The following is a 19,904-nucleotide window of genomic DNA, read 5'->3' on the forward strand; positions in this document are numbered from 1 at the left end:
CGAGGCCGTTACTCCCTCATTAACGGCGGCGCGGAACGGCCCGGTAACTGCGCGCCCGTTGGATGACGGCGAAGGATTCTGTCAGCCAGCTGCTGAGGAGCGAGATTTTGAGTGTCAAGGCGATCGTGCAGCTCTATCCGGTCATTCCGGCCGAAGGCGGTGCCGCGGGGCGTGCCGCCCGGCGCCCGCTCGGGCGGGATCGGGACGAGTTCCAGAAGGTGATGCGGGACTGGGCGAGGATCGCCAAGGCCGCCGAGGACCTGGGTTACTGGGGCATCGCCGGGATCGAGCATCATTTCCACTCCGAGGGCTACGAGGTGGCCCCGTCGCCCGGCGTGGTGAACGCGTGGCTCGCGGCGCACACGAGCCGGATCAACGTCGGCACCAACGGCTACGTGCTCGGCACCCATGACGCGATCCGCGTCGCCGAGGAGTGCGCGATGCTCGACCACATGCTCGAAGGCCGTTTCTGGGCCGGGGTCAGCCGCGGCTACCAGTCCCGCTGGACCGACGTGCTGGGCCAGCACCTGGGCACCCCGGCGACGCTCTCCGACGGCGGCTCCGCCGACAAGGAGAACCGCGTCATCTTCGAGGAGCAGGTCGAGCTGATGCTCAAGGCCTGGACCGAGGACTCCTTCGACTTCAACGGCGCCAAGTACCAGGTCCCGTTCCCGTACGAGACCGGCATCACCACCTATCCGGCCACCGACACCGCGTCGCTGATGGGCGCGGTGGACGAGGTCGACGAGAACGGCGTCATCCGGAAGATCTCGGTCACGCCGCCGCCGTACCAGCGGCCGCACCCGCCGGTGTTCGTGGCGTCGTCGAGCTCGGAGGAGTCGATCCGGTACTGCGCGCGCAACGGCTTCGTCGTCACCAGCTTCTCCCCCGCGTCGAAGACCGAGGAGTTCGCGAAGATCTACGTCGACGAGGCCGCCAAGGCTGGCCACCCGGTGCCGCTCGGCGCGAACCAGGCGCCCGTGCGCTGGCCGCACGTCACCGACTCCGCGGCGGCGTACGACCAGGCCCTGCGCGACTACGACGCGGACATGTTCGAGAACTTCTACGCGAAGTTCTTCAAGAAGAAGATGCCGGTGAACGGCGACGTCGTGCAGGCCATCAAGGACTCCGGCCTGTTCCTCGGCGGCACCGTCGACCAGGCGAAGGCGCAGTTCGCCGCCGAGTGGGAGCAGGTCCCCTACGAGTACTCCGTGCTGATCTGGCACTGGGCGCAGCAGCCGACCGACGACCTGATCCGCGAGATGGAGCTGATGGCCACCAAGGTCTACCCGGAGATCGGCGGCCTGTCCGGCCCGCAGGAGCGTCCCCGGGCGCAGTGGGCCACCACCTGACCCGCCCGGCGCGTCCCGCCGCGCGGCAGCGGCGGGCGCGCCGGGTAACGCCATCCGTAATGCAACCGCTTGTACTGTACTGACCAGAGAGAACCGCACGGCCCCGGCCGCGCGTTGTCACACCGTTCCATGAGGAGTCGCCGTGTTCGAGTTCTTCCCGGGCGACCACGTCCGGTCGTCGAGCGTGAACCTGGCCCTGATGGCCGGCGGCTCGCTCGCCGACATCGGGCGCTGGCTCGGCCCGCTCCGGGACACGCCGGAGGCGGGCCTGGACGCCTGGGCGGCCGCCTGGGCGGGCATGGCGCACCAGCAGGAGGCGCTCGCCGCGGGCGACGTCCGCGCCGGATACCTGGCGGCGGCCGGCCGGCGGTATCTGCGCGCGTCGGTGTACCACGCGACCGCCCAGCGGCAGATCCCGCCGGGGCCGACGAAGTCGGAGAGCTACGCCGCGTCCCTGCAGGCCTTCGGGAACGCCATGGACTGCGGGGCCCTGCCGCTGGTGCGCGTCCACGTCGACTCCCCCGACGGCACGCTGCCCGGCTACCTGATCGCGCCGGACGCCGCCGACCCGCGGCCGGTGGTCATCGTGTACGGCGGGCTCGACCTGACCAAGGAGATGCTCTACGCCACCGTGGGCGCCGCGTTCGCCCGCCGCGGCATCACCTGCCTGGTCATCGACACCCCCGGCACCGGGGAGCTGATCCGGCTGCGCGGCGTGCCGTCCCGCCCCGACTACGAGGTCCCGACGGCGGCCATCATCGACCACCTCCAGGCCCGCCACGACGTGGACGCGCGGCACGTCGCCGTGCTCGGCGTCAGCTTCGGCGGCTACTACGCGGCCCGCTCGGCGGCGTTCGAGCCGCGGGTCTCGGCCTGCGTCTCGTGGGCGGGCAGCTGGGACTGCGGCGCGCTCTGGCGGCGGCGCTGGGACGAGGCCGAGGCCGAGCCGACGTCGTGGTTCCTGCCCTGGGTGACGGGCACCGGCACGATCGAGGAGGCCCTGGAGCGGCTGGAACTGTGGACGCTGGCCGACGTCTGGCCTCGGGTGACCCAGCCGCTGCTGATCGTGCACGGCGAGAACGACAGGGAGATCCCGGTCGCGGACGCGCGCCGCGCCTTCGAGGCCGCGGGCTCCGCCGACAAGCGGCTGCACGTCTTCGCCGCCGCCGGCGGGGGCGCCGAGCACATCCAGTCGGACGACCCCGCCCCCGCCCTCGACCTGATCGCCGAGTGGCTCTCCCTGCGCATGCCGGTGCTGCCGGAGCCGCCGGTGCCCGCGCTCGCCTGAGCGCCCCGGACACGCGGAAGCCGGGAGGGGAATCCCCTCCCGGCTTCCGCGTTGCCGGGGAGCGGCTCAGGTGGCCGCCGGTCGCCAGAACGGCAGCGACGCCTCCTCGTTCAGCGGGACGAACTCGACCTCGACCCGCATGCCGATGCGCACCTCGTCGACCTCGCAGCCGATCACGTTGCCCATGATGCGGGGGCCCTCGTCGAGCTCGACGACGGCGACCGCGTACGGGGTCCACTGGTTGAACGGGTACGCCCCCTGCTGGCGCACCACCGAGAAGGTGTGCACGGTGCCCCGGCCCTCCGTGGTGAGCCAGCCGGGCGTGTCACCGCACTCGACGCAGATCTGGCGAGGGTAGAACTGGCGGTGGCCGCAGCCCGGGCATTCCTGGACGAGCAGCTCGCCGCGGAGGGTGGCCTCCCAGTACGGGCGGCCGGCCGCGTCGAGCAGCGGGACCGGCCGGCCCTCCGTCGGCGGGGTGGTCACGTTCGTCATGCCTTGTCCTTTCCGAGAATCACGGTGCCCATCGCCGACAGCCAGCCGCCCGAGCCGCACGCGAGGGCCACCTCGGCGCCCGCCACCTGGGCGTCGCCGGCCTGGCCGCGCAGCTGCCTGGTGGCCTCGATGAGCAGGAAGATGCCGCGCATGCCGGGGTGGCAGGAGCTGAGCGCGCCGCCGTCGGTGTTCATCGGGAGGCTGCCGCCGAGCTGGAGCGCCCCGGAGGCGGCGAACGGGCCGCCCTCGCCCTTCTTGCAGAAGCCCAGGTCCTCCAGCATGAGCAGCGCGGTGATGGTGAAGCTGTCGTAGAGCTGTACGGTGTCGACGTCGTCAGGGGTGAGACCGGCCTGCGCGAACGCCTCCTTGCCGCTGCGCTCGGCCGCGGTGCGGGTGTAGTCGGGCATCTGGCTGATGTTCCAGTGGGTCTGGGCCGACGCCGCGCCGAGGATGTGGACCGGGGGCTGGCGCAGGTCGCGGGCGCGCTCGGCGGTGGTGACGATCACCGCGCCGCCGCCGTCGGAGACGACGCAGCAGTCGAACAGGTGCAGCGGGTCGGCGATCATGCGGGAGTTGACGACGTCCTCGACCGTCAACGGCTTGCGGTACTGGGCGTTGGGGTTGAGCCCGGCGTGCGTGCGGCAGGCCACGGCGATCGCGGCCAGCTGCTCGGAGGTGGTCCCGTACTCGTGCATGTGCCGCTGGGCGGCCATCGCGTACGCGCCGATCAGGGTGTTGCCCCAGGGCGCCTCGTACTGCAGCACGCCCGCGACCTGCTCGCCCGGCTTCTTGGCGCCGAAGCCGGGGTTGGTGCCCGACTTGGTGTACAGGTCGGAGCCGTAGACGATGAGCACGGTCTCGCACAGGCCGGCCTCGATCGCCGCCTTGGCGTGCTGGACGTGCAGCTCGAAACTGGAGCCGCCGACGGCGGTGCCGTCGAAGTACCGGGGGTTGATGCCCAGGATCTCCGCCATGGTGCCGGCGTTGTCCGGCTGGGCGAAGTCGCCCTGGGCGCACATGAACCCGTCGATGTCGCTCTTGCGCAGGCCGCTGTCGGCGAGCGCCCGCTGGGTGGCGAGCACGTGGTGCCCGACCGCGTCGAGGTGCGGTGCCTTGGGGTAATCGCTCAGGCCGATGCCGGCGATCACTGGCGTACGGTCAGCCATGGATGTGTTGTCTCCTCGGATGCGCGAAGGGATGACGCGCCGCCTGCGGGCGGCGCGCCCGCGGTGTCAGGTCGAAGGGCGGGGTTCGCGGGGCAGGCCCAGGATGCGCTCGGCCATGATGTTGCGCATGATCTCGTCGGTGCCGCCGGCGATGCGCCGGGACGGCGCGCTGAGCGCGAGCTCGGCCCAGACGTAGGTGCCCCACTCGCCGGTGTCGGCCGTCATGCGCGGGCCGAGCACGCGGCCGGCGAGCTCGCCGATGGCGCGGACGTTCTCCGAGTCCATCAGCTTGATGATCGAGGCCTCGGCCCCCGGCTCGCCGCGGCCGGCGGCGCGGGCGGCGGTCCACCGGATCACGTCCCGCCGGATCGCGATCCGCGCGAACTCCTGGCGGATGTGCGGGTCGCCGTCGAGGCCGAAGTGCTGGATGAGGCCGAGCAGCCGCTCGACCGGGTCGGTGGCGGGCGAGGCGGCGCGGTAGCCCATGGACGCCCGCTCGTTGCCGAGCGTGGTCATCGCCACCTTCCAGCCGTCGCCCGGCTTGCCGAGCACGTGGCTGTCGGGCACGAAGACGTCGTCGACGAACACCTCGTTGAACGCCTCGCCGCCGGTGAGCTGGCGCAGCGGGCGGACCTCGACCCCCGGGTCGTGCATGTCGACCATCAGCATGGTGAGCCCGGCGTGCTTGGGCGCGTCGGGGTCGGTGCGGACGAGCATCTCGCCGATGTCGCTGTAGTGGCCGCCGGAGGTCCACACCTTCTGCCCGGAGACCCGCCAGCCGTCGCCGTCGCGGACTCCCCTGCTCTTCACGCCGGCGAGGTCGGAGCCGGCCTCGGGCTCGGAGAAGAGCTGGCAGGCGAGGAGGTCCGCCCGGTACAGCGCCCGCAGGTACCTCTCCTTCACCTCGGGCGTGCCCCAGGCGAGCAGCGTCGGCGCGACGATGTGGTGGCCGACGATGAAGCAGGCCTCGGACGGCAGCTCGTAGTCGGCCGCGACCTCGTCGAACAGCTCCTGGTAGCGCTGCTCCCGGCCGGCCCCGCCGTACGCCACGGGGCCGGTGAGCCAGCCGAAGCCGGCGTCGAACAGCTCGCGGCGGAAGGCCACCGCGGCCGCGACCATGCTCAGCTCCTCCTCGCGGGTCGGTTCCGCGCCCGCGCTGAGCTCGTCGGGACCGTTGCCCCAGCCCTCCTCCCATTCCGGCAAGGGCTTGGCGTGGGTGTCGAGGAAGGCCCGGACGGCGTCCTGGAACGCGGTCTCGTCCGGGTTCCGGCGCTGGTCGTTCACGATTGCTCCCGAAGCAGGCGGTGGAGCACCTTGCCGCTGGCGTTCTTGGGCAGGGTCTCGGTGTGGACGCGGATGTGGTCGGGCACCTTGTACTTGGCCAGGCGCTCGCGGCAGAACCGCTGGAGCTCCTCCGGCGTGGCCTCGGTCCCCTCGGCGAGCACGACGTGGGCCCGCACGGTCTCGCCCCAGTGCGGGTCGGGGACGCCGACCACGGCGCACTCCACCACACCGGGGTAGGCGAACAGGGTGGTCTCGATCTCCAGCGGGTAGACGTTCTCGCCACCCCGGATGATCATGTCGTCCTTGCGGCCGGCGAGGTAGAGATAGCCGTCCTCGTCGAGGTAGCCGAGGTCGCCGCCCTTGAACCAGCCGCCGGAGACGACCTGGGCGGTCTTCTCCGGCTGCCCGTGGTAGCCGCTCATCACCATGTCGCTGCGGGTGACGATCTCGCCGACCTCGCCCACCGGCACCTCGTTGCCGGCGGCGTCCCAGATCTGCAGGTCGATGTTGAAGCCGGGGCGGCCGACCGACCCGAGCAGGTGCGGGTGGCCGTCGAGAGCGCGCACGTGGTCCTCGGGGGTGAGCACGGTCTGCATGCCCGCCTCGGTGCCGGCGCCGAAGCCGTTGTAGAAGTCGCACCTCATGACCGACATGGCCTGGGTGAGCAGGCCGGGCGACATCGGCGCGGCGCCGTAGAAGACGGAACGCAGCGTGGCGAAGTCGTCCGGTCTCACACCCGGCTGCCGGAGCAGGGCGCTGATCATGGTGGGGACGAGGAACACGTCGGTGAGCCCTTCGCGGCACCACCGCAGCAGCTCCGCCGGATCCCACTGGGGGACGATCAGGGACGCCGAGCTGCGGCAGATCGCGTTGAGCACGAGGCTGAGCCCGGCGACGTGGTAGAGCGGGGACGCCGAGTAGCGGAACTCGTCCCGCAGGAAGCGGTACTCCAGGACCGCGTTGGAGACCATCGTCTTCCACATGCGGTGCGACTGCATGACGCCCTTGGGCAGGCCGGTCGTGCCGCTGGTGTAGGCGAGCGCGACGATGTCCTCGTCGTCGACGACCGCCTCCCGCGGCGAGCCTCCGGCCCCGCGCCGGAGCACCTCCTCGAAGGGCGTCGTGCCCTCGCTCCCGCCGAAGCCCACGACGTGGTCGAGATGCTCCAGGTCGTCCCTGGCCGCCAGCACGTCCGGCGCGTACCGGTCGCCGACGAAGATCCAGGACGCCTCGGAGCTGCGCAGCAGCGTCGTGATCTCCGCGGGTGACAGCCGGAAGTTGAGCGGGACCGCGACCGCCCCGAGCTTGAACAGGGCGAGGAAGGTCTCCACGTACTCCGGCGAGTCGGTGTCGAGCACGGCGACCCGGTCCCCCTGCGCCAGGCCCATCGCCTGCAGACCGGAGGCGAGCCGGTGCACCCGGTCGCGCACCTCGGCGAACGTGCGCGTGCCTGACGGGGTGACGAAGCAGTCCCGGTGCGGCGAGCGCTTGGCCGCCATGTCGATCCACTCGCCGATCTGCGTCCTCGACAGGCGCCGGCCGGTCAGGGAGGCCGGGCGGAGGCGCTGCGCGGTCATCTCACTTCCCCAGCATCTCGGCGAGCAGGGTCATCTCGGCCATGCTGTTCTCCGGCACCACGTAGCCGGCGTCGTCGAAGATCTCGGTCAGGTGGTCGCGGACGTCCTCGGCGGTCAGGTCGCCGTTCAGGTATCCGCGGGTGACGCCGACGAAGACGCGCGCCACGCGCCCGCCTCCCGCGCTGAGGATCTCGCCGGACGGCTCGCAGGAGTCGTGGCTCAGGTAGGCGACCACCGCCGAGACCAGCGCGGGGTCCAGGTGGTCCGCGAGCGGGTTGTCGAAGCCCTCGGTCATGCGGGTCTGCGCCACCGGGCCGATCGCGTTCGCCTTGATGTCGTACTTGCGGCCCTCGATCGCGAGCACCTTGATCAGGCCGACCAGGGCGAGCTTCGCCGCGGCGTACGACGACTGGCCGAAGTTGCCGAAGAACCCGGCCGACGACGAGGTCACCACGACCCGCCCGAACCCCTGCTCCCTGAAGTGCGCCCAGGCCGGGCGGGTGACGTTGAACGCGCCCTTCAGGTGCACGTCGAGCACCGGGTCCACGTCGTCAGGGCTGGTGTTGTGGAAGGTCTTGTCGCGCAGGATGCCCGCGTTGTTCACGATGACGTCGACCCGGCCGAACGCGGACAGCGCCGTGTCGATCACGGCCTGGCCGCCGGCCACGGTGGCGACCGAGTTCGTGTCGGCCACCGCGATGCCGCCGAGCTCCTCGATCTCCTTGACCACGATCGCCGCGCGGTCCTGCTCCACCCCGTCCCCGGACAGGGACGTGCCCATGTCGTTGACGACCACCTTCGCACCGCGGCGCCCGAGTTCGAGAGCGTGGGCCCGGCCGAGCCCTCCACCTGCTCCCGTGATTACGGCGACACGACCGTCGAAGCTGAGATCCACGGCAATTTCCTCCTTCTCGGGGCGGGGCACGCACCGGCGTCGGCACCAGCCGCACTCTTGCGCGCGAGGAGTTACTGCGGGCGTTACGGCTTCCGCCGCTCATGCCCGGTGCACGCCCGCGGCCTACCGTCCCCTGACATGAGCGGACTTCAACAGCTAGCCGACGCGACCGCGTCGTTCACCGGCCTCGCCGAGGAGCACGAGGACTTCCGGGAGAGCGTGCGGTCGTTCGTTGAGCGCGTCTCACCGGAGACACAGGTACGCCGCCTCATGGAGGACGAGCGGGGTTACGACCCGCTGGTGTGGCGGCAGATGGCCGAGCAGCTCGGCCTGCAGGGGCTAGCCCTGCCCGAGCGCTTCGGCGGCTCGGGGGCGACCTTCCTCGAACTCGGCGTGGTGCTGGAGGAGATGGGCCGGGCGGTGATGTGCGCCCCGTTCTTCTCCACCGTGGTGCTCGCCGCCAACGCGCTGCTGCACTCCGGTGACGAGCAGGCGAAGGACGATTTCCTGCCGGGCATCGCGGCCGGTGAGACGATCGCCACGGTGGCGCTCGCCGAGCGCTCGGGGTCGTGGTGGGGCGAGGACGTCGAGGCGCGCGCGGCCGTGGAGGACGGCATCTGGCGGCTGACGGGCGTCAAGTCGTTCGTCCTGGACGGGCACGTGGCCGACCTGCTGCTGGTCTTCGCCAGGACCGACGCCGGTCTGTCGCTGTTCGCGGTCTTCGGGGAGGCCGCCGGGGTGACCCGGAAGCCGCTGCCCACCATGGACCAGACCCGCAGGCAGGCGGTGCTGGAGTTCGACCGCAGCCCGGCCAGGCTGATCGGGCCCGAGGGCGGCGCGGGGCCGGTGCTGGAGCGGGTGCTCGACCTGGCCGCGGCCGGTCTCGCCGCCGAGCAGGTCGGCGGGACGCAGCGGTGCCTGGAGATGGCGGTCGAGTACGCGAAGGTGCGCAGCCAGTTCGGCCGGCTGATCGGGTCGTTCCAGGCGATCAAGCACAAGTGCGCCGACATGCTCATGGCGGTCGAAACAGCTCGGTCCGCGGCGCACTACGCGATGTACGCCGCCGGCGAGGACCTGCCGGAGCTGCCCGTGATCGCCAGCCTGGCCAAGGCGTACTGCTCAGAGGCCTACACGATGGTCGCCGGGGAGAACGTGCACGTCCACGGCGGCATCGGATTCACCTGGGAGCACCCGGCGCACCTGTACGTCAAGCGGGCGATGTCGTCGGCGCTGCTGTTCGGCGACCCCGACCGGCACCGGGCCCGGTACGCGGACGGGGTGGGACTGTGAGCACGCTCCCGGGCATCGCCCGCGACGACCTGCGTGGCGTGATGGCCTGCTTCGCGACCGGCGTCGCCGTGATCACCGCCGCCCAGCCCGGCCGGCCGCCGGTGGGCATGGCGGTCAACTCGTTCGTGTCGGTGTCGCTGGACCCGCCGCTGGTGCTGTTCTGCGCCGCGCACACCTCGTCCACGTGGCCGGCGATCCGCGCCGCCGGGCACTTCTGCGCGAACGTGCTCGCGGCCGGCCAGGAGGAGCTGGCCCGGGCGTTCGCCCGCAAGGGCGACCGGTTCGCGGGCGTGACGCACACCCCCGGCATCACCAGCGCGCCCGTGCTGCGCGACGTGCACGCGCACATCGAATGCAAGATCGTCGAGACGTACGAGGCCGGCGACCACACGGTGGTGCTCGGCCGCGTGCTCGATCTCAACGCCGACACCGAGGCCGCGCCGCTGCTGTTCTACCGCAGCGCCTACCGGCTGTTCTGACGACCCGCAACCTTTGACCCGGAATGTAGAGGAGGACACGTGGTAGCCGCGATCCGCCAGGCTGAATGGCACGCACAGTTTCCCGAGGACTACCGATGGTCGTACAACGTCATGCTCGTGCTCGCCGTGATCCCGAGCGGCGGCGCCGAGGTCGGCGAGGTCGACAGGGTGTGCCGCCGGCTCGCCGGGCACGTGGGGGACGACGAGCGCTGGTTCCGCGAGTGGCGCGCCATGGGCGACCAGGTCCGGGCGCTCGCCGAGGAGGCGCGGGAGCTCGGCGACCGGCGCGCCGCGATGGGGCACTACCGGCGGGCGACGAGCTACTACTTCGCCGCCGAGCGGTTCCGCTTCCCCAAGGACGACGAGGCGCTCGACGCCTACCGCGCGATGGTCGACTGCTTCCGGCTGTCCGCCGAGCTCGACGACCGGTACCGGGTCGAGTACGTGGACGTCCCGTACGAGGACACCGCGCTGCCCGGCATCTTCGTCTCCGCCGCGCGCTCGCCCGGCGAGCGCACGCCCGCCGTGCTGTTCATGAGCGGCTTCGACGGCAACAAGGAGCACAACTGGTTCCTCGGCGTCGAGGACCTGCTCGCCCGCGGCGTCTCGGTGCTGTCGCTGGACAGCCCCGGCGTCGGTGAGGCCGTGCGCTTCCGCGGCGTCTCCCTGCGGCACGACTACGAGGTCGCCGGCAGCGCGGCCGCCGACTGGCTGCAGGGCCGCGACGACGTGGACCCGGAGCGGATCGGCGTGCTCGCGCTGAGCCTCGGCGGCTACTACTCCTCGCGCAGCGCGAGCATGGACCCCCGGTTCAAGGCGTGCGCCGCCTGGGGCGCGATCTGGGACTACCACCGGGTCTGGAGCGAGCGCATCGAGGCCGCGTTCGCCAAGCAGCTCCCGGTGCCCGGCGAGCACCTGGTGTGGTCCACCGGGACCGGCTCCACGCAGGAGGCGCTGCAGGTCCTGGAGGGCTTCCGGCTGGCCGACGTGGTGCCCCGGATGAAGGGCGCGTTCCTGCTCGTGCACGGCGAGGACGACCAGCAGGTGCCGGTGTCCGACGCCCACCTGCTCTTCGAGGCGTGCGGCTCGCCGGACAAGACGCTGCGGATCTTCACCGCCGAGGAGGGCGGCGCGCAGCACTGCCAGATGGACAACCTGTCGATCGCCGTACCCGAGATCAACCGGTGGCTGGCCGACCGGCTCGGCGCGTCCGCCACCTCGTCCGCCACCTCCCGATAACGACCGGCTTAACGGTGCGCCGCCTAGCGTGCCCCGCACCAGCCGGAACAGATCCGACGACCGCCCACCACCTGGAGAGAGCTCACGATGTCTACCGGTAACCCCCGTCCGCTGATCTCGGTCGACTCCCATGTCGTGGAGCCGAAGGACCTCTGGCTCAAGAGGCTGCCGCAACGCTTCCAGCACCAGGCCCCGCAGGTGCAGTCCACCGAGCAGGGCGACTACTTCATCGTGCCGAACACGGGGATGTCGCCGAAGCCGGTCGGCACCGAGGGCGCGATGATCAACACCAAGATCAACGGTGTGATCACCAAGCCCACCGGCTACCGTTTCGAGGACCAGCGGGCGGGCGCGTACGACCCCGTCGCGCGCCTGGAGGACCAGGACAGCCAGGGCGTCCGGGCCGAGGTCGTCTATCCGGGCTGGCTGATCGTGCACAGCATCCCGGACTTCGACCTCAAGGTCGCCTGCGTCCGCGCCTACAACGACTGGCTGCTCGAGGAGTTCTGCTCGCACGCCCCCGACCGGCTGATCGGCGCCGTCGCGCTGCCCGTGGGCAACGGCCCGGTCGAGCCCGCGATCGAGGAGGCGAAGCGCTGGGCCGCGCGCGGCGCCAAGACCTTCCTCCTCCCCCAGGCGGTCCCCGGCATGGCCTGGGGCGACGCCCACTGGGAGCCGCTGTGGGCGGTGCTGGAGGAGATCGGGGTGCCCGTCGGGTTCCACCAGGCCGCCGGTCAGGTCGCCATCTTCAACGACAAGACCACGCCCGGCGTGTTCTGGACCACCGCCATCGGCAACAAGATCAGCCTGGGCTGGGTGTTCATGCAGCTCGTCTACGGGGCCGTGCCGGAGCGGCATCCGAACCTGCGGTTCATCCTCGTGGAGGGCGGCATCGGCTGGATCGCCTTCCAGCTCAACACGATGGACCACATGTTCACCGACCACCACCGCTGGACCGTGCCCGAGCTGTCGATGAAGCCCAGCGAGTACTTCAACCGCAACTTCTGGGCCACCTTCGAGGACGACCGCCCCGGCATCCTCACCCTGCCCATGCTCGACGAGAAGCGCCTGATGTGGGCCGGCGACTACCCGCACACCGAGGGCAACTTCCCCTTCGCCCAGGAGCAGGTCGCCCACGACTTCCAGGACGTGGACGACGCCGTCGTGTCCGCGATCACCCACGACAACGCGATCGACCTGTTCGGCCTCGACATCCCCCGCCTCGTCAGCTCCTGACGGCGAACGGTGCGGCGGCGGCCCCCTCCGGCCGCCGCCGCACCGTTGTCGCGCGGGTCGTGCCCGCGGTCAGGTCGCCCGAAGCTCGTGGACGAGCTGCCGGGTCGCCGGGGTCGGCTCGACCCCGAGTTCGGCCAGAGCCGTGGTGAGCCGCTGGAACTCGGCCAGGACCGCGTGCGGTGAGCCCAGGGCCCCCTCCACCCGCATGCGCACGCAGTAGGCGGACTCGCAGAACGGGTCGCGGTTGATCGCGAAGGTGGCGGCCTGCCTGGCACGCTCCAAATAGCCCAGGGACACCGCCACCTGGGCCGCGTCCACCGCCGCGTTCACGATCATCACCTCCAGCTCGTGACGGCGCTCCTCGGCCCACTCCAGCTCGCTCTCGGGCAGGTACGGTCCCTCGACCATCTCCAGCGTGGACTCGATGCAGTCCAGCCGCTCCTCGCCCCGCAGCCGGTACGCCTCGCCGATCATCCGCTCGAAGCGCAGGTCGGTGCTGTCCACGTACAGGCCGTCCGCCCAGCGGACGTGCCCGTGCGCGGTCCTGGACAGGTTCACCCCCGTCGCCTGGCGCAGCTTGTGCACCACCTGGCGGAAGTAGTTGCCGCCGCGGCGCGGGTCCGCGTCGGGGAACAGGCGCTCCTGCAGCCGGTGCCGCTCCACGCCTTCCGGGTGCAGCGCGAGATAGGCGGCGAGTTCCAGCACCTTGGTGCGGCGCGAGCAGCGGGGCACGCCGTCCACGATCAGGTCGACCACGGGGCCGTGCGTGTGCACGTCCACGACGATCACCCGCTCGGAGGGGACGGCCGGCTGCCGCTTGCGCACCTCCGGCGGCTGCTGCCCGACGAGCTGACGCCAGCGGGTGCCGCCGGCGTCGTTCTCGATCTGGCGGCGCAGCACGCCCGGCACGTCGTTCAGCGCGTTCTTGAGCACGAACAGGCAGCCGATCGAACTCGCGGTCGCGTAGGCGAGCTCGACCGCGGCCGACGCCGCCTCGGCACGCCCCAGCCGGGCCTCGGCCTCGGCGAGGTACGCCGCGGCGAACGGCAGCATGAGCGTGCGCCCGGCCGCCCGCATCGCCTCTGTGGCGGTGCGCAGCACCCGGGCGGCGTCCTCCGGCCGGTCGATGCGCAGGTAGGCGAGCCCCTGGAAGGTCTGGCCCCACTCGGCGTAGCAGCGGTTGCCGCTCGCCGCCGAACGACTGATCGCGTCGGCGAGCGTCATGCGGGCGTCGTCCACCCGGCCCAGCGCGAGCTGCAGGACGCCGACCACGACCTCGAAACAGGGCTCCCAGCCGAACAGGGTCCTGCGGCTGTGGTCGACCGCGGCCTCGGCGGCCGCCAGCGCCTCCTCGACGTGCCCCTCGGCCCACAGCAGCCATGCCTCGTGGAAGAACCACAGGTCGGTGTGGGCGCCGAACTTGATCGCCTCGGGCACCTCGTCGAGCAGCTCGCGGGCGAGTGCCAGTTCGCCCCGCCACACCAGGGCGAGCAGCGGGTGGGGGGTGCGGAAGAAGGAGCGCGGCGGCCAGTCCCCCTCGTCGGGGAGCATGCGCAGGAGCTGGTCGAGCCGCCCCTGCACGAGCAGTCCCCAGGAGTAGACGCGCTCGCTGTCCACCCAGTCGCGGCCGGGCGGCGGCGCCACCGGCTCGCGGCCCGCCACCGCCTCCAGCTCGTAGCGGACCGCCTCGGCCCGGAAGTCGCCCTCGTAGCCGCGGACCAGCTCCAGGGCATCGGCCGGGCGCCACTGCATGGCGTAACCGACGAACGCCACCGCTCCGGGGTCGGCCTTGGCGACGTCGCTGAGCACGCCCTCCTGGTGCAGCCGGAGGATGAGCGCCTGGGCCTCGGGGATGCGCCGCACCCCGTACAGCGCCCGCAGCGCGGCGCCGAGCAGGACCGGGCGGGACTCGACCGCCGCCGGGCCGAACGCCTCCAGCCAGCGCAGCAGCACCTGCCAGTCCGCGCGCGCGGCCAGCGCGGCCACGGCGCGCTCGGCCGCGTCCGCGCCCTTCTCCAGCTCTCCCACCTCCAGGTAGGTCTCGACGGCGTCCTCGTGCATCCCGCTCTGTTCCAGCAGGCGGGCGTAGCGGCTCTGCAGCTCGGGCAGCTCCTCGGGCAGGCGGGCCTGCAACTGCTCGCGCAGATGCTGCCGGAACCGGGGGTGGTAGACGAGCGCCCGGTCGACCTTGGTCGCCGGCAGGTGCCGCGAGCCCAGCGACTGCCACAGCCGGTAGCCCTTCTCGCCGCAGAGGGCGACGGCGGCCCTGGCGGTGACGCCGGCCGGGATGGACGTGCGCAGCAGGAAGTCCTGCTCCTCCTCCGGGAGGCGGGCGAGGATCTCCCGGGAGACGAAGCCGGCCAGCACGTCCGGACCGTTCCCCGGCTGCAGCCCGGGGACGATGTCGAAGGCCACCGCGGCGATCCAGCCCTTCGTGGCCTCCATCAGCGGCGCCGGGTCCCGGTCGCCCTGGCCGTGCGCGGCGAGCAGGGTGCGCGCCTCGTCCATGCTCAGCGCCAGGTCCTCGCCGCTCACCCGGGCGATCCGGCCCTGCAGCATCATGCGGCCGATCGGGCCGCCCAGGTCCTCGCGGCTGAGGATGATCGTCCGGACGTTCGGCGGCAGGTAGTCGAGGAAGACGCCGAGCGCGTCGACCGCTTCGTCCGCCTCCACCAGCCATTCGCAGTCGTCCAGGACGAGCAGCAGGGACGTGTCGTGGATGCCCTCGGCGAGCATCGCCGCGACCTCGGCCGCGGGGAAGCCCTCCTCCAGCGCGGTCTCCACCGTGCGGGGCGCCTCGGGGTTCACCTCGGCGAGAGCCTTGGCCAGGTAGGTCATCAGCCGGGACGGGCTGCGGTCGCCGGCGTCGAGCGTCAGCCAGGCGAGCGGCCAGCCGAACCGCGCGGCGAACATCCGGGTCTGGACGGTCTTGCCGGACCCTGCCGCGGCGAAGATCACGATGGTCTCGTAGACCTCGAGGAGGGCGGCGAACTGCTCGTCAAGGCGGTCTCGGGAGATGGTGCCACGTGGTAGTCCCGGGGGGAGGACCTTGTGACTCAAGATCATGCCGACCTCAGTTCGCGGAAGTGTAACGTCACGCAAGGCCGCCGAAATCCCCGCGTTACGGCGGTGTGGTCTCTCCATAAAGTGGTACGGGACGACCAAAGTCAAGCCTTCTTGGCTATTTAATGTCATTTGGGCGATATATCCCCATAGAGACCACTTAGGGCAGTAGATCGCCAGGCACCGATCGTGCCATCCCGGGCATGCTCCGGGCGTCACCCGGGCCGCCTCCCCGGATCCCGGCAGGGCCATAACGACGGTGGTAACGCGGGCCGGATGAGGTGGCTCGTGGAGCCCTCTGCCCCCACCGCACGTGAACGGAGCCCGCACGGTGTTCTATTACTTCCCGGACAACTACATGTGGTCATCGGCCTTCAACCTCGCCCTCATGGCGGGCGGCTCGCTCGGTGAGATGCACCGCTGGCTCGCGCCGCTGCGCGACGGCGAGCCCGAGCCCGAGGCCTGGGGCAAGGCGTGGGCGGGCATGGCCGGCCAGCAGGAGGAGCAGGCCGAGAAGGACCTCCAGGCGGGGCTGCGCCGCAGCGCGGGCCTGCGCTATCTGCGCGCCTCGGTCTACCACGCCAGCGGCGAGCGGCAGATCGCCCCCGGCCCCGAGAAAACGGCCAGCTACCGCGCCGCGCTCGACGCGTTCGAGAAGGCCGTCGAGCTGGCGCCGCTGAACGTGGAGCGCATCGAGGTCCCCTCCCCCGACGGCGTCCTGCCCGGCTACCTCATCCCGGCCCGCACCGCCGAGCCCGCCCCCGTCGTGATCTTCTACGGCGGCTTCGACGTCACCAAGGAGATCCTGTACGGCTTCGTCGAGGAGGAGTTCGTCCGCCGCGGCATCACCTGCCTGGTGATGGACAGCCCCGGCGTGGGCGAGCCGCTCCGGCTGCGGAACGTGCCCTCCCGGCCCGACTACGAGGTCCCCACCGGGGCCGTCATCGACTACCTGGAGACCCGCGCGGACGTGGACGCCGACCGCATCGGCGTCATGGGCATCAGCCTCGGCGGCTACTACGCGCCGCGGTCGGCCGCGTTCGAGCCGCGGATCAAGGCGTGCGCGGCCTGGGGCGGCATCTGGGACTGGGGCGCCACCTGGGAGAAGCGCTGGGCCACCCGGTCCAGGACGGTCTCGGTGCCGTGGTTCCAGCTCCCCTGGGTGATGGGCACCGACACGATGGAGGCCGGCCTGGAGCGGGTGCGGCAGTGGACGCTCGTGGACGTGCTGCCCGAGCTCACCCAGCCGCTGCTGATCGTGCACGGCGAGAACGACCGGCAGGTCGCCGTCGAGGACGCGCACAAGGCGTACGAGGCGGCCGGCTCGGCCGACAAGACCCTGCGGATCTTCACCGTCGCGGAAGGCGGCGCCGAGCACTGCCAGACCGACGAGCCCGACCCCGCCCGGCAGCTCATCGCCGACTGGTTCGCCCAGCGCTTCGGCACGCTGCCCGCGCAGTCCTGAGTCCCGTTCCGCGACGATGGGGAGACATTGACGTGAGCACCGACACTGACGTGAGCACCGGCGCCGCCGGGGACGGCCGCGGAAAGGTGACGCTGGACGACGTCCACGCCCTGTGCGAGCGATACCGCAACTGGGGCAAGTGGGGCCCCGACGACCAGATCGGCACGCTCAACTACATCGAGCCGGAGATGGTCGTCGCCGCCTCCGCGCTCGTCCGCCAGGGCAAGGTGATCTCCTGCGCGCTGCCGTACGACGGCGACGGCCCGCAGAACGGCTGGGGCGGCCGGGTGAACCCGATCCACCTCATGCTGCAGGACGGCGGCGACGCCGCCATCGGCGCCCAGGACCACATGGCCAGGCTCCGCTACGCCGACGACGCCGTCTACATGCCGTTGCAGTCAGGCACCCAGTGGGACGCCCTGTCGCACGTGTTCTACGAGGGCAAGATGTACAACGGCTTCGGCCAGGAGCACGTCTCCAGCACCGGAGCGGGCAAGTGCGGCATCGAGCTGACCACCGAGAAGGTCGTCGGCCGGGGGGTGCTGCTCGACATCCCCCGTCACCGCGGCGTGCCGTGGCTGGAGCCCGGTCAGGGCATCGACAGCGCCGAACTCGCCGCCTGCGCCGAGGCGCAGGGCGTCACCGTCGGCCGCGGCGACTTCGTCCTGGTCCGCACCGGGCACATCGCCATGTGCCGGGCGCGAGGCTCGTGGGGCGACTACGCGGCCGGCGACGCCCCCGGCCTCTCGCTCGACTCCGCGCACTGGATCTGCGGCAACGAGATCGCCGGCGTCGCCACCGACACCTGGGGCATGGAGGTCCGGCCCAACGAGACCGACGAGATCTTCCAGCCGGTGCACATCGTGCTGCTCGTCAACGCCGGCCTGCTGATCGGCGAGATCTTCGACCTGGAGAAGCTCGCCGACGACTGCGCCGCCGACGGCGTCTACGAGTTCATGTTCGCCGCCGGGCCGCTGCCGTTCACCAAGGCGGTCGGGTCCCCGCTGAACCCGCTGGCGATCAAATGACCCCGCCCGCCTTCCGGAGATTCCCGTGAACGTCGACGAGCTGAACCGGCTCCCCATCGCGTGGGAGCCCGACCCCGCCGCCTTCCCCGGCACCCCGCTCGGCCGGATGGCCGCCCGGCACGGCCTCACCTCGGTCGACGAGGTCGCCGACCGCGCCGCGGCCGACCCAGGATGGTTCTGGGCCGCCGCCGCGGACGACGTCGGGCTGCGCTGGCGGCGCCCGTACGAGAAGGTCCTCGACCTGTCCGACGGCCCCGAGTTCCCGCACTGGTTCAAGGGCGGCGGACTCAACTGGGCGGACTACGCCGTCGACCGCTGGGTCGACGAGGGCCGCGCCGGCGCCGAGGCGATCGTCTGGGAGGGCGACGACGGCGCGGTGCGCACCCTCACCTACGGCGAGCTGAAGGAGCAGATCGACCGCGCCGCCGGCGCGTTCGCCGCGCGCGGGGTCGGCGTCGGCGACGTGGTCGCGCTGTTCCTGCCGATGGTGCCGGAGGCCGCCGTCGTCATGCTCGCCGCCGCGAAGATCGGCGCCGTCGTGGCCCCGTTCTTCAGCGGTTTCGGCCCCGGACCCGTCCGCGAGCGGCTGCTCGACTCGGGGGCGAAGCTCATGGTCACGGCCGACGGGTTCGAGCGGCGCGGCAAGCTCGTGCCGCTCAAGGAGACCGCCGACGAGGCCGCCGCCGACGCCCCCGGCCTGCGCACCGTGCTCGTGGTCCGCCGTCTCGGCCGCGACATCCCGCTCGTGCCCGGCCGCGACGAGTGGTGGGACGAGGCGACGGCCGCCGCCGAGCCGATGACCGAGACCCCGGTCTTCGACGCCGAGACCCCCTGCGTCCTGCTGTACTCGTCCGGCAGCACCGGCCGGCCCAAGGGCTGCCTGCACACCCACGCCGGGCTGCCGTTCAAGTTCGCGCAGGAGGCCAGGCACGGCTTCGGCATGGACGTCGGCGAGCGCCTCATGTGGGTCACCGACATGGGCTGGGTCATGGGCGCCTACGTGGTGACGGCCGCGTTCACCAACGGCGGCACCGCCGTCCTGTACGAGGGCACGCCCGACCATCCCACCCCCGACCGCCTCTGGTCGGTCGTCGAGCGTCACCGCGTCACCGCGCTCGGCGTCTCCCCCACCCTCATCCGAGTCCTCGCCGGTCTCGGTGACCGATGGCCGGACGCCCACGCGCTCCCCGACCTGCGGGTCATCTGCAGCACCGGGGAGCCGTGGAACCTGGAGCCCTGGTGGTGGTGCTTCCGCCACGTCGGCAAGGGCCGCACTCCCATCGTCAACATGAGCGGCGGCACCGAATGCGGCGCCTCCATCGTGAGCGGCTCCGTGCACCGCCCGATCAAGCCGGCGGGCTTCTCCGCCCCCTCGCTCGGCATGGCCGCCGACGTCTTCGACCCCGACGGCCGGCCCGTCCGCGGCCAGGTCGGCGAACTCGTCGTCCGCGCCCCCTGGCCCGGCATGACCAAGGGCCTGTGGGACGGCCCGGAACGCTACCTGTCCACCTACTGGAGCCGCTTCCCCGGCAACTGGCAGCAGGGCGACTTCGCCTACGTCGACCCCGACGGCCACTGGTTCCTGCTCGGCCGCTCCGACGACACCATCATGCTCGCCGGCAAGCGCGTGGGCCCCGCCGAGATCGAGTCCCTCCTCGTCGACGACCCCGCCGTGGTGGAGGCCGCCGCGGTGGGCGTCCCCGACGATCTCAAGGGCGAGGCCCTCGTCTGCTTCGTCGTCCTCACCGGGGACGCCGACCCGGCCGAGGTCCTCCCGCGCCTGGAGGAGTCGATCGTGGCCCGCGAGGGCAAGGCCACCCGTCCCAAGGCCGTCCACGCGGTCGCGGCCCTGCCGAAGACCCGCAACGGCAAGGTGATGCGCCGCGTCGCCCGCGCCGTCTACATCGGCGCCGATCCCGGCGACGTCACCGCCCTGGAGAGCCGGGAACCGCTGACCGGCTTCCCGCGCCGGGACAGCGTCTGAACAGGGCCTGATCCTCAACAACGAACCCCGCGCCGCCGTTCGGGCGACGCGGGGTTCGTCTCG

The 19,904-nt window shown here is 71.8% G+C and carries 15 protein-coding genes; 9 read left to right on the plus strand and 6 right to left on the minus strand.

The genetic code is table 11. From position 1 onward, the window contains the following. Positions 1-107: 107 nt before the first annotated feature. Positions 108-1,352, plus strand: a complete 1,245-nt coding sequence (locus KME79_RS31015; protein ID WP_219548132.1) for an LLM class flavin-dependent oxidoreductase — start codon at positions 108-110, stop codon at positions 1,350-1,352. A 142-nt stretch (positions 1,353-1,494) separates the two neighbouring features. Next, positions 1,495-2,640, plus strand: coding sequence for an alpha/beta hydrolase family protein (locus KME79_RS31020; RefSeq protein WP_219548134.1), 1,146 nt, complete (start codon positions 1,495-1,497; stop codon positions 2,638-2,640). Positions 2,641-2,706: 66 nt separating this feature from the next. Here KME79_RS31020 and KME79_RS31025 read toward each other — a convergent pair whose 3' ends face one another. The 5 genes from KME79_RS31025 to KME79_RS31045 all read right to left on the minus strand — a co-directional run bounded on the left by KME79_RS31025 (position 2,707) and on the right by KME79_RS31045 (position 8,057). Continuing rightward, complete coding sequence (locus KME79_RS31025; protein WP_148030966.1) at positions 2,707-3,135, minus strand: Zn-ribbon domain-containing OB-fold protein; 429 nt, start codon at positions 3,133-3,135, stop codon at positions 2,707-2,709. Continuing rightward, on the minus strand, positions 3,132-4,301 hold the full coding sequence (locus KME79_RS31030; RefSeq protein ID WP_148030965.1) for an acetyl-CoA acetyltransferase: 1,170 nt from the start codon (positions 4,299-4,301) through the stop codon (positions 3,132-3,134). Before KME79_RS31030 ends, KME79_RS31025 begins: the two co-directional genes overlap by 4 nt. A 66-nt stretch (positions 4,302-4,367) precedes the next feature. Then, positions 4,368-5,585 (minus strand): acyl-CoA dehydrogenase family protein, encoded by a 1,218-nt coding sequence (locus KME79_RS31035; protein ID WP_219548136.1) that lies wholly within the window; start codon positions 5,583-5,585, stop codon positions 4,368-4,370. Then, the gene (locus KME79_RS31040) at positions 5,582-7,162 is read right to left on the minus strand and encodes a class I adenylate-forming enzyme family protein (protein WP_219548138.1); all 1,581 of its coding nucleotides are present in this window, start codon (positions 7,160-7,162) and stop codon (positions 5,582-5,584) included. The genes KME79_RS31035 and KME79_RS31040 overlap by 4 nt, the downstream gene beginning before the upstream one ends. Before the next feature lies 1 nt (position 7,163). Continuing rightward, positions 7,164-8,057 (minus strand): SDR family NAD(P)-dependent oxidoreductase, encoded by an 894-nt coding sequence (locus tag KME79_RS31045; RefSeq protein WP_219548140.1) that lies wholly within the window; start codon positions 8,055-8,057, stop codon positions 7,164-7,166. A 138-nt stretch (positions 8,058-8,195) separates the two neighbouring features. Here KME79_RS31045 and KME79_RS31050 point away from each other — a divergent pair, with 138 nt between their 5' ends. From KME79_RS31050 to KME79_RS31065, 4 genes are all read left to right on the plus strand, one after another. Continuing rightward, on the plus strand, positions 8,196-9,347 hold the full coding sequence (locus KME79_RS31050) for an acyl-CoA dehydrogenase family protein (RefSeq protein ID WP_219548142.1): 1,152 nt from the start codon (positions 8,196-8,198) through the stop codon (positions 9,345-9,347). After that, on the plus strand, positions 9,344-9,826 hold the full coding sequence (locus KME79_RS31055) for a flavin reductase family protein (protein ID WP_219548144.1): 483 nt from the start codon (positions 9,344-9,346) through the stop codon (positions 9,824-9,826). Before KME79_RS31050 ends, KME79_RS31055 begins: the two co-directional genes overlap by 4 nt. A gap of 39 nt (positions 9,827-9,865) precedes the next feature. Then, complete coding sequence (locus KME79_RS31060; RefSeq protein WP_219548146.1) at positions 9,866-11,065, plus strand: alpha/beta hydrolase family protein; 1,200 nt, start codon at positions 9,866-9,868, stop codon at positions 11,063-11,065. Between the two features lie 87 nt (positions 11,066-11,152). Then, complete coding sequence (locus KME79_RS31065) at positions 11,153-12,301, plus strand: amidohydrolase family protein (protein ID WP_219548148.1); 1,149 nt, start codon at positions 11,153-11,155, stop codon at positions 12,299-12,301. A 69-nt stretch (positions 12,302-12,370) separates the two neighbouring features. On the opposite strand, the gene KME79_RS31070 is transcribed toward KME79_RS31065, so the two are convergent. Further along, the gene (locus tag KME79_RS31070) at positions 12,371-15,367 is read right to left on the minus strand and encodes an AfsR/SARP family transcriptional regulator (protein WP_219548150.1); all 2,997 of its coding nucleotides are present in this window, start codon (positions 15,365-15,367) and stop codon (positions 12,371-12,373) included. A 328-nt stretch (positions 15,368-15,695) separates the two neighbouring features. Between KME79_RS31070 and KME79_RS31075 the strand changes: the two genes are divergently transcribed. From KME79_RS31075 to KME79_RS31085, 3 genes are read left to right on the plus strand one after another with little or no spacing between them, the layout of a single operon-like run. Next, on the plus strand, positions 15,696-16,829 hold the full coding sequence (locus KME79_RS31075; RefSeq protein ID WP_219548152.1) for an alpha/beta hydrolase family protein: 1,134 nt from the start codon (positions 15,696-15,698) through the stop codon (positions 16,827-16,829). Positions 16,830-16,861: 32 nt separating this feature from the next. Then, positions 16,862-17,857 carry a cyclase family protein gene (locus KME79_RS47160; protein WP_219548154.1) on the plus strand — a complete coding sequence of 332 codons (996 nt, stop codon included), beginning with the start codon at positions 16,862-16,864 and terminating at the stop codon, positions 17,855-17,857. 25 nt (positions 17,858-17,882) lie between these two features. Then, the gene (locus tag KME79_RS31085) at positions 17,883-19,841 is read left to right on the plus strand and encodes an AMP-binding protein (protein WP_219548156.1); all 1,959 of its coding nucleotides are present in this window, start codon (positions 17,883-17,885) and stop codon (positions 19,839-19,841) included. The last annotated feature ends 63 nt before the right edge of the window (positions 19,842-19,904 follow it).

Origin of the sequence: Nonomuraea harbinensis, from assembly GCF_019396385.1 — a bacterium.
Classification (GTDB): Bacteria; Actinomycetota; Actinomycetes; order Streptosporangiales; family Streptosporangiaceae; genus Nonomuraea; species Nonomuraea ferruginea.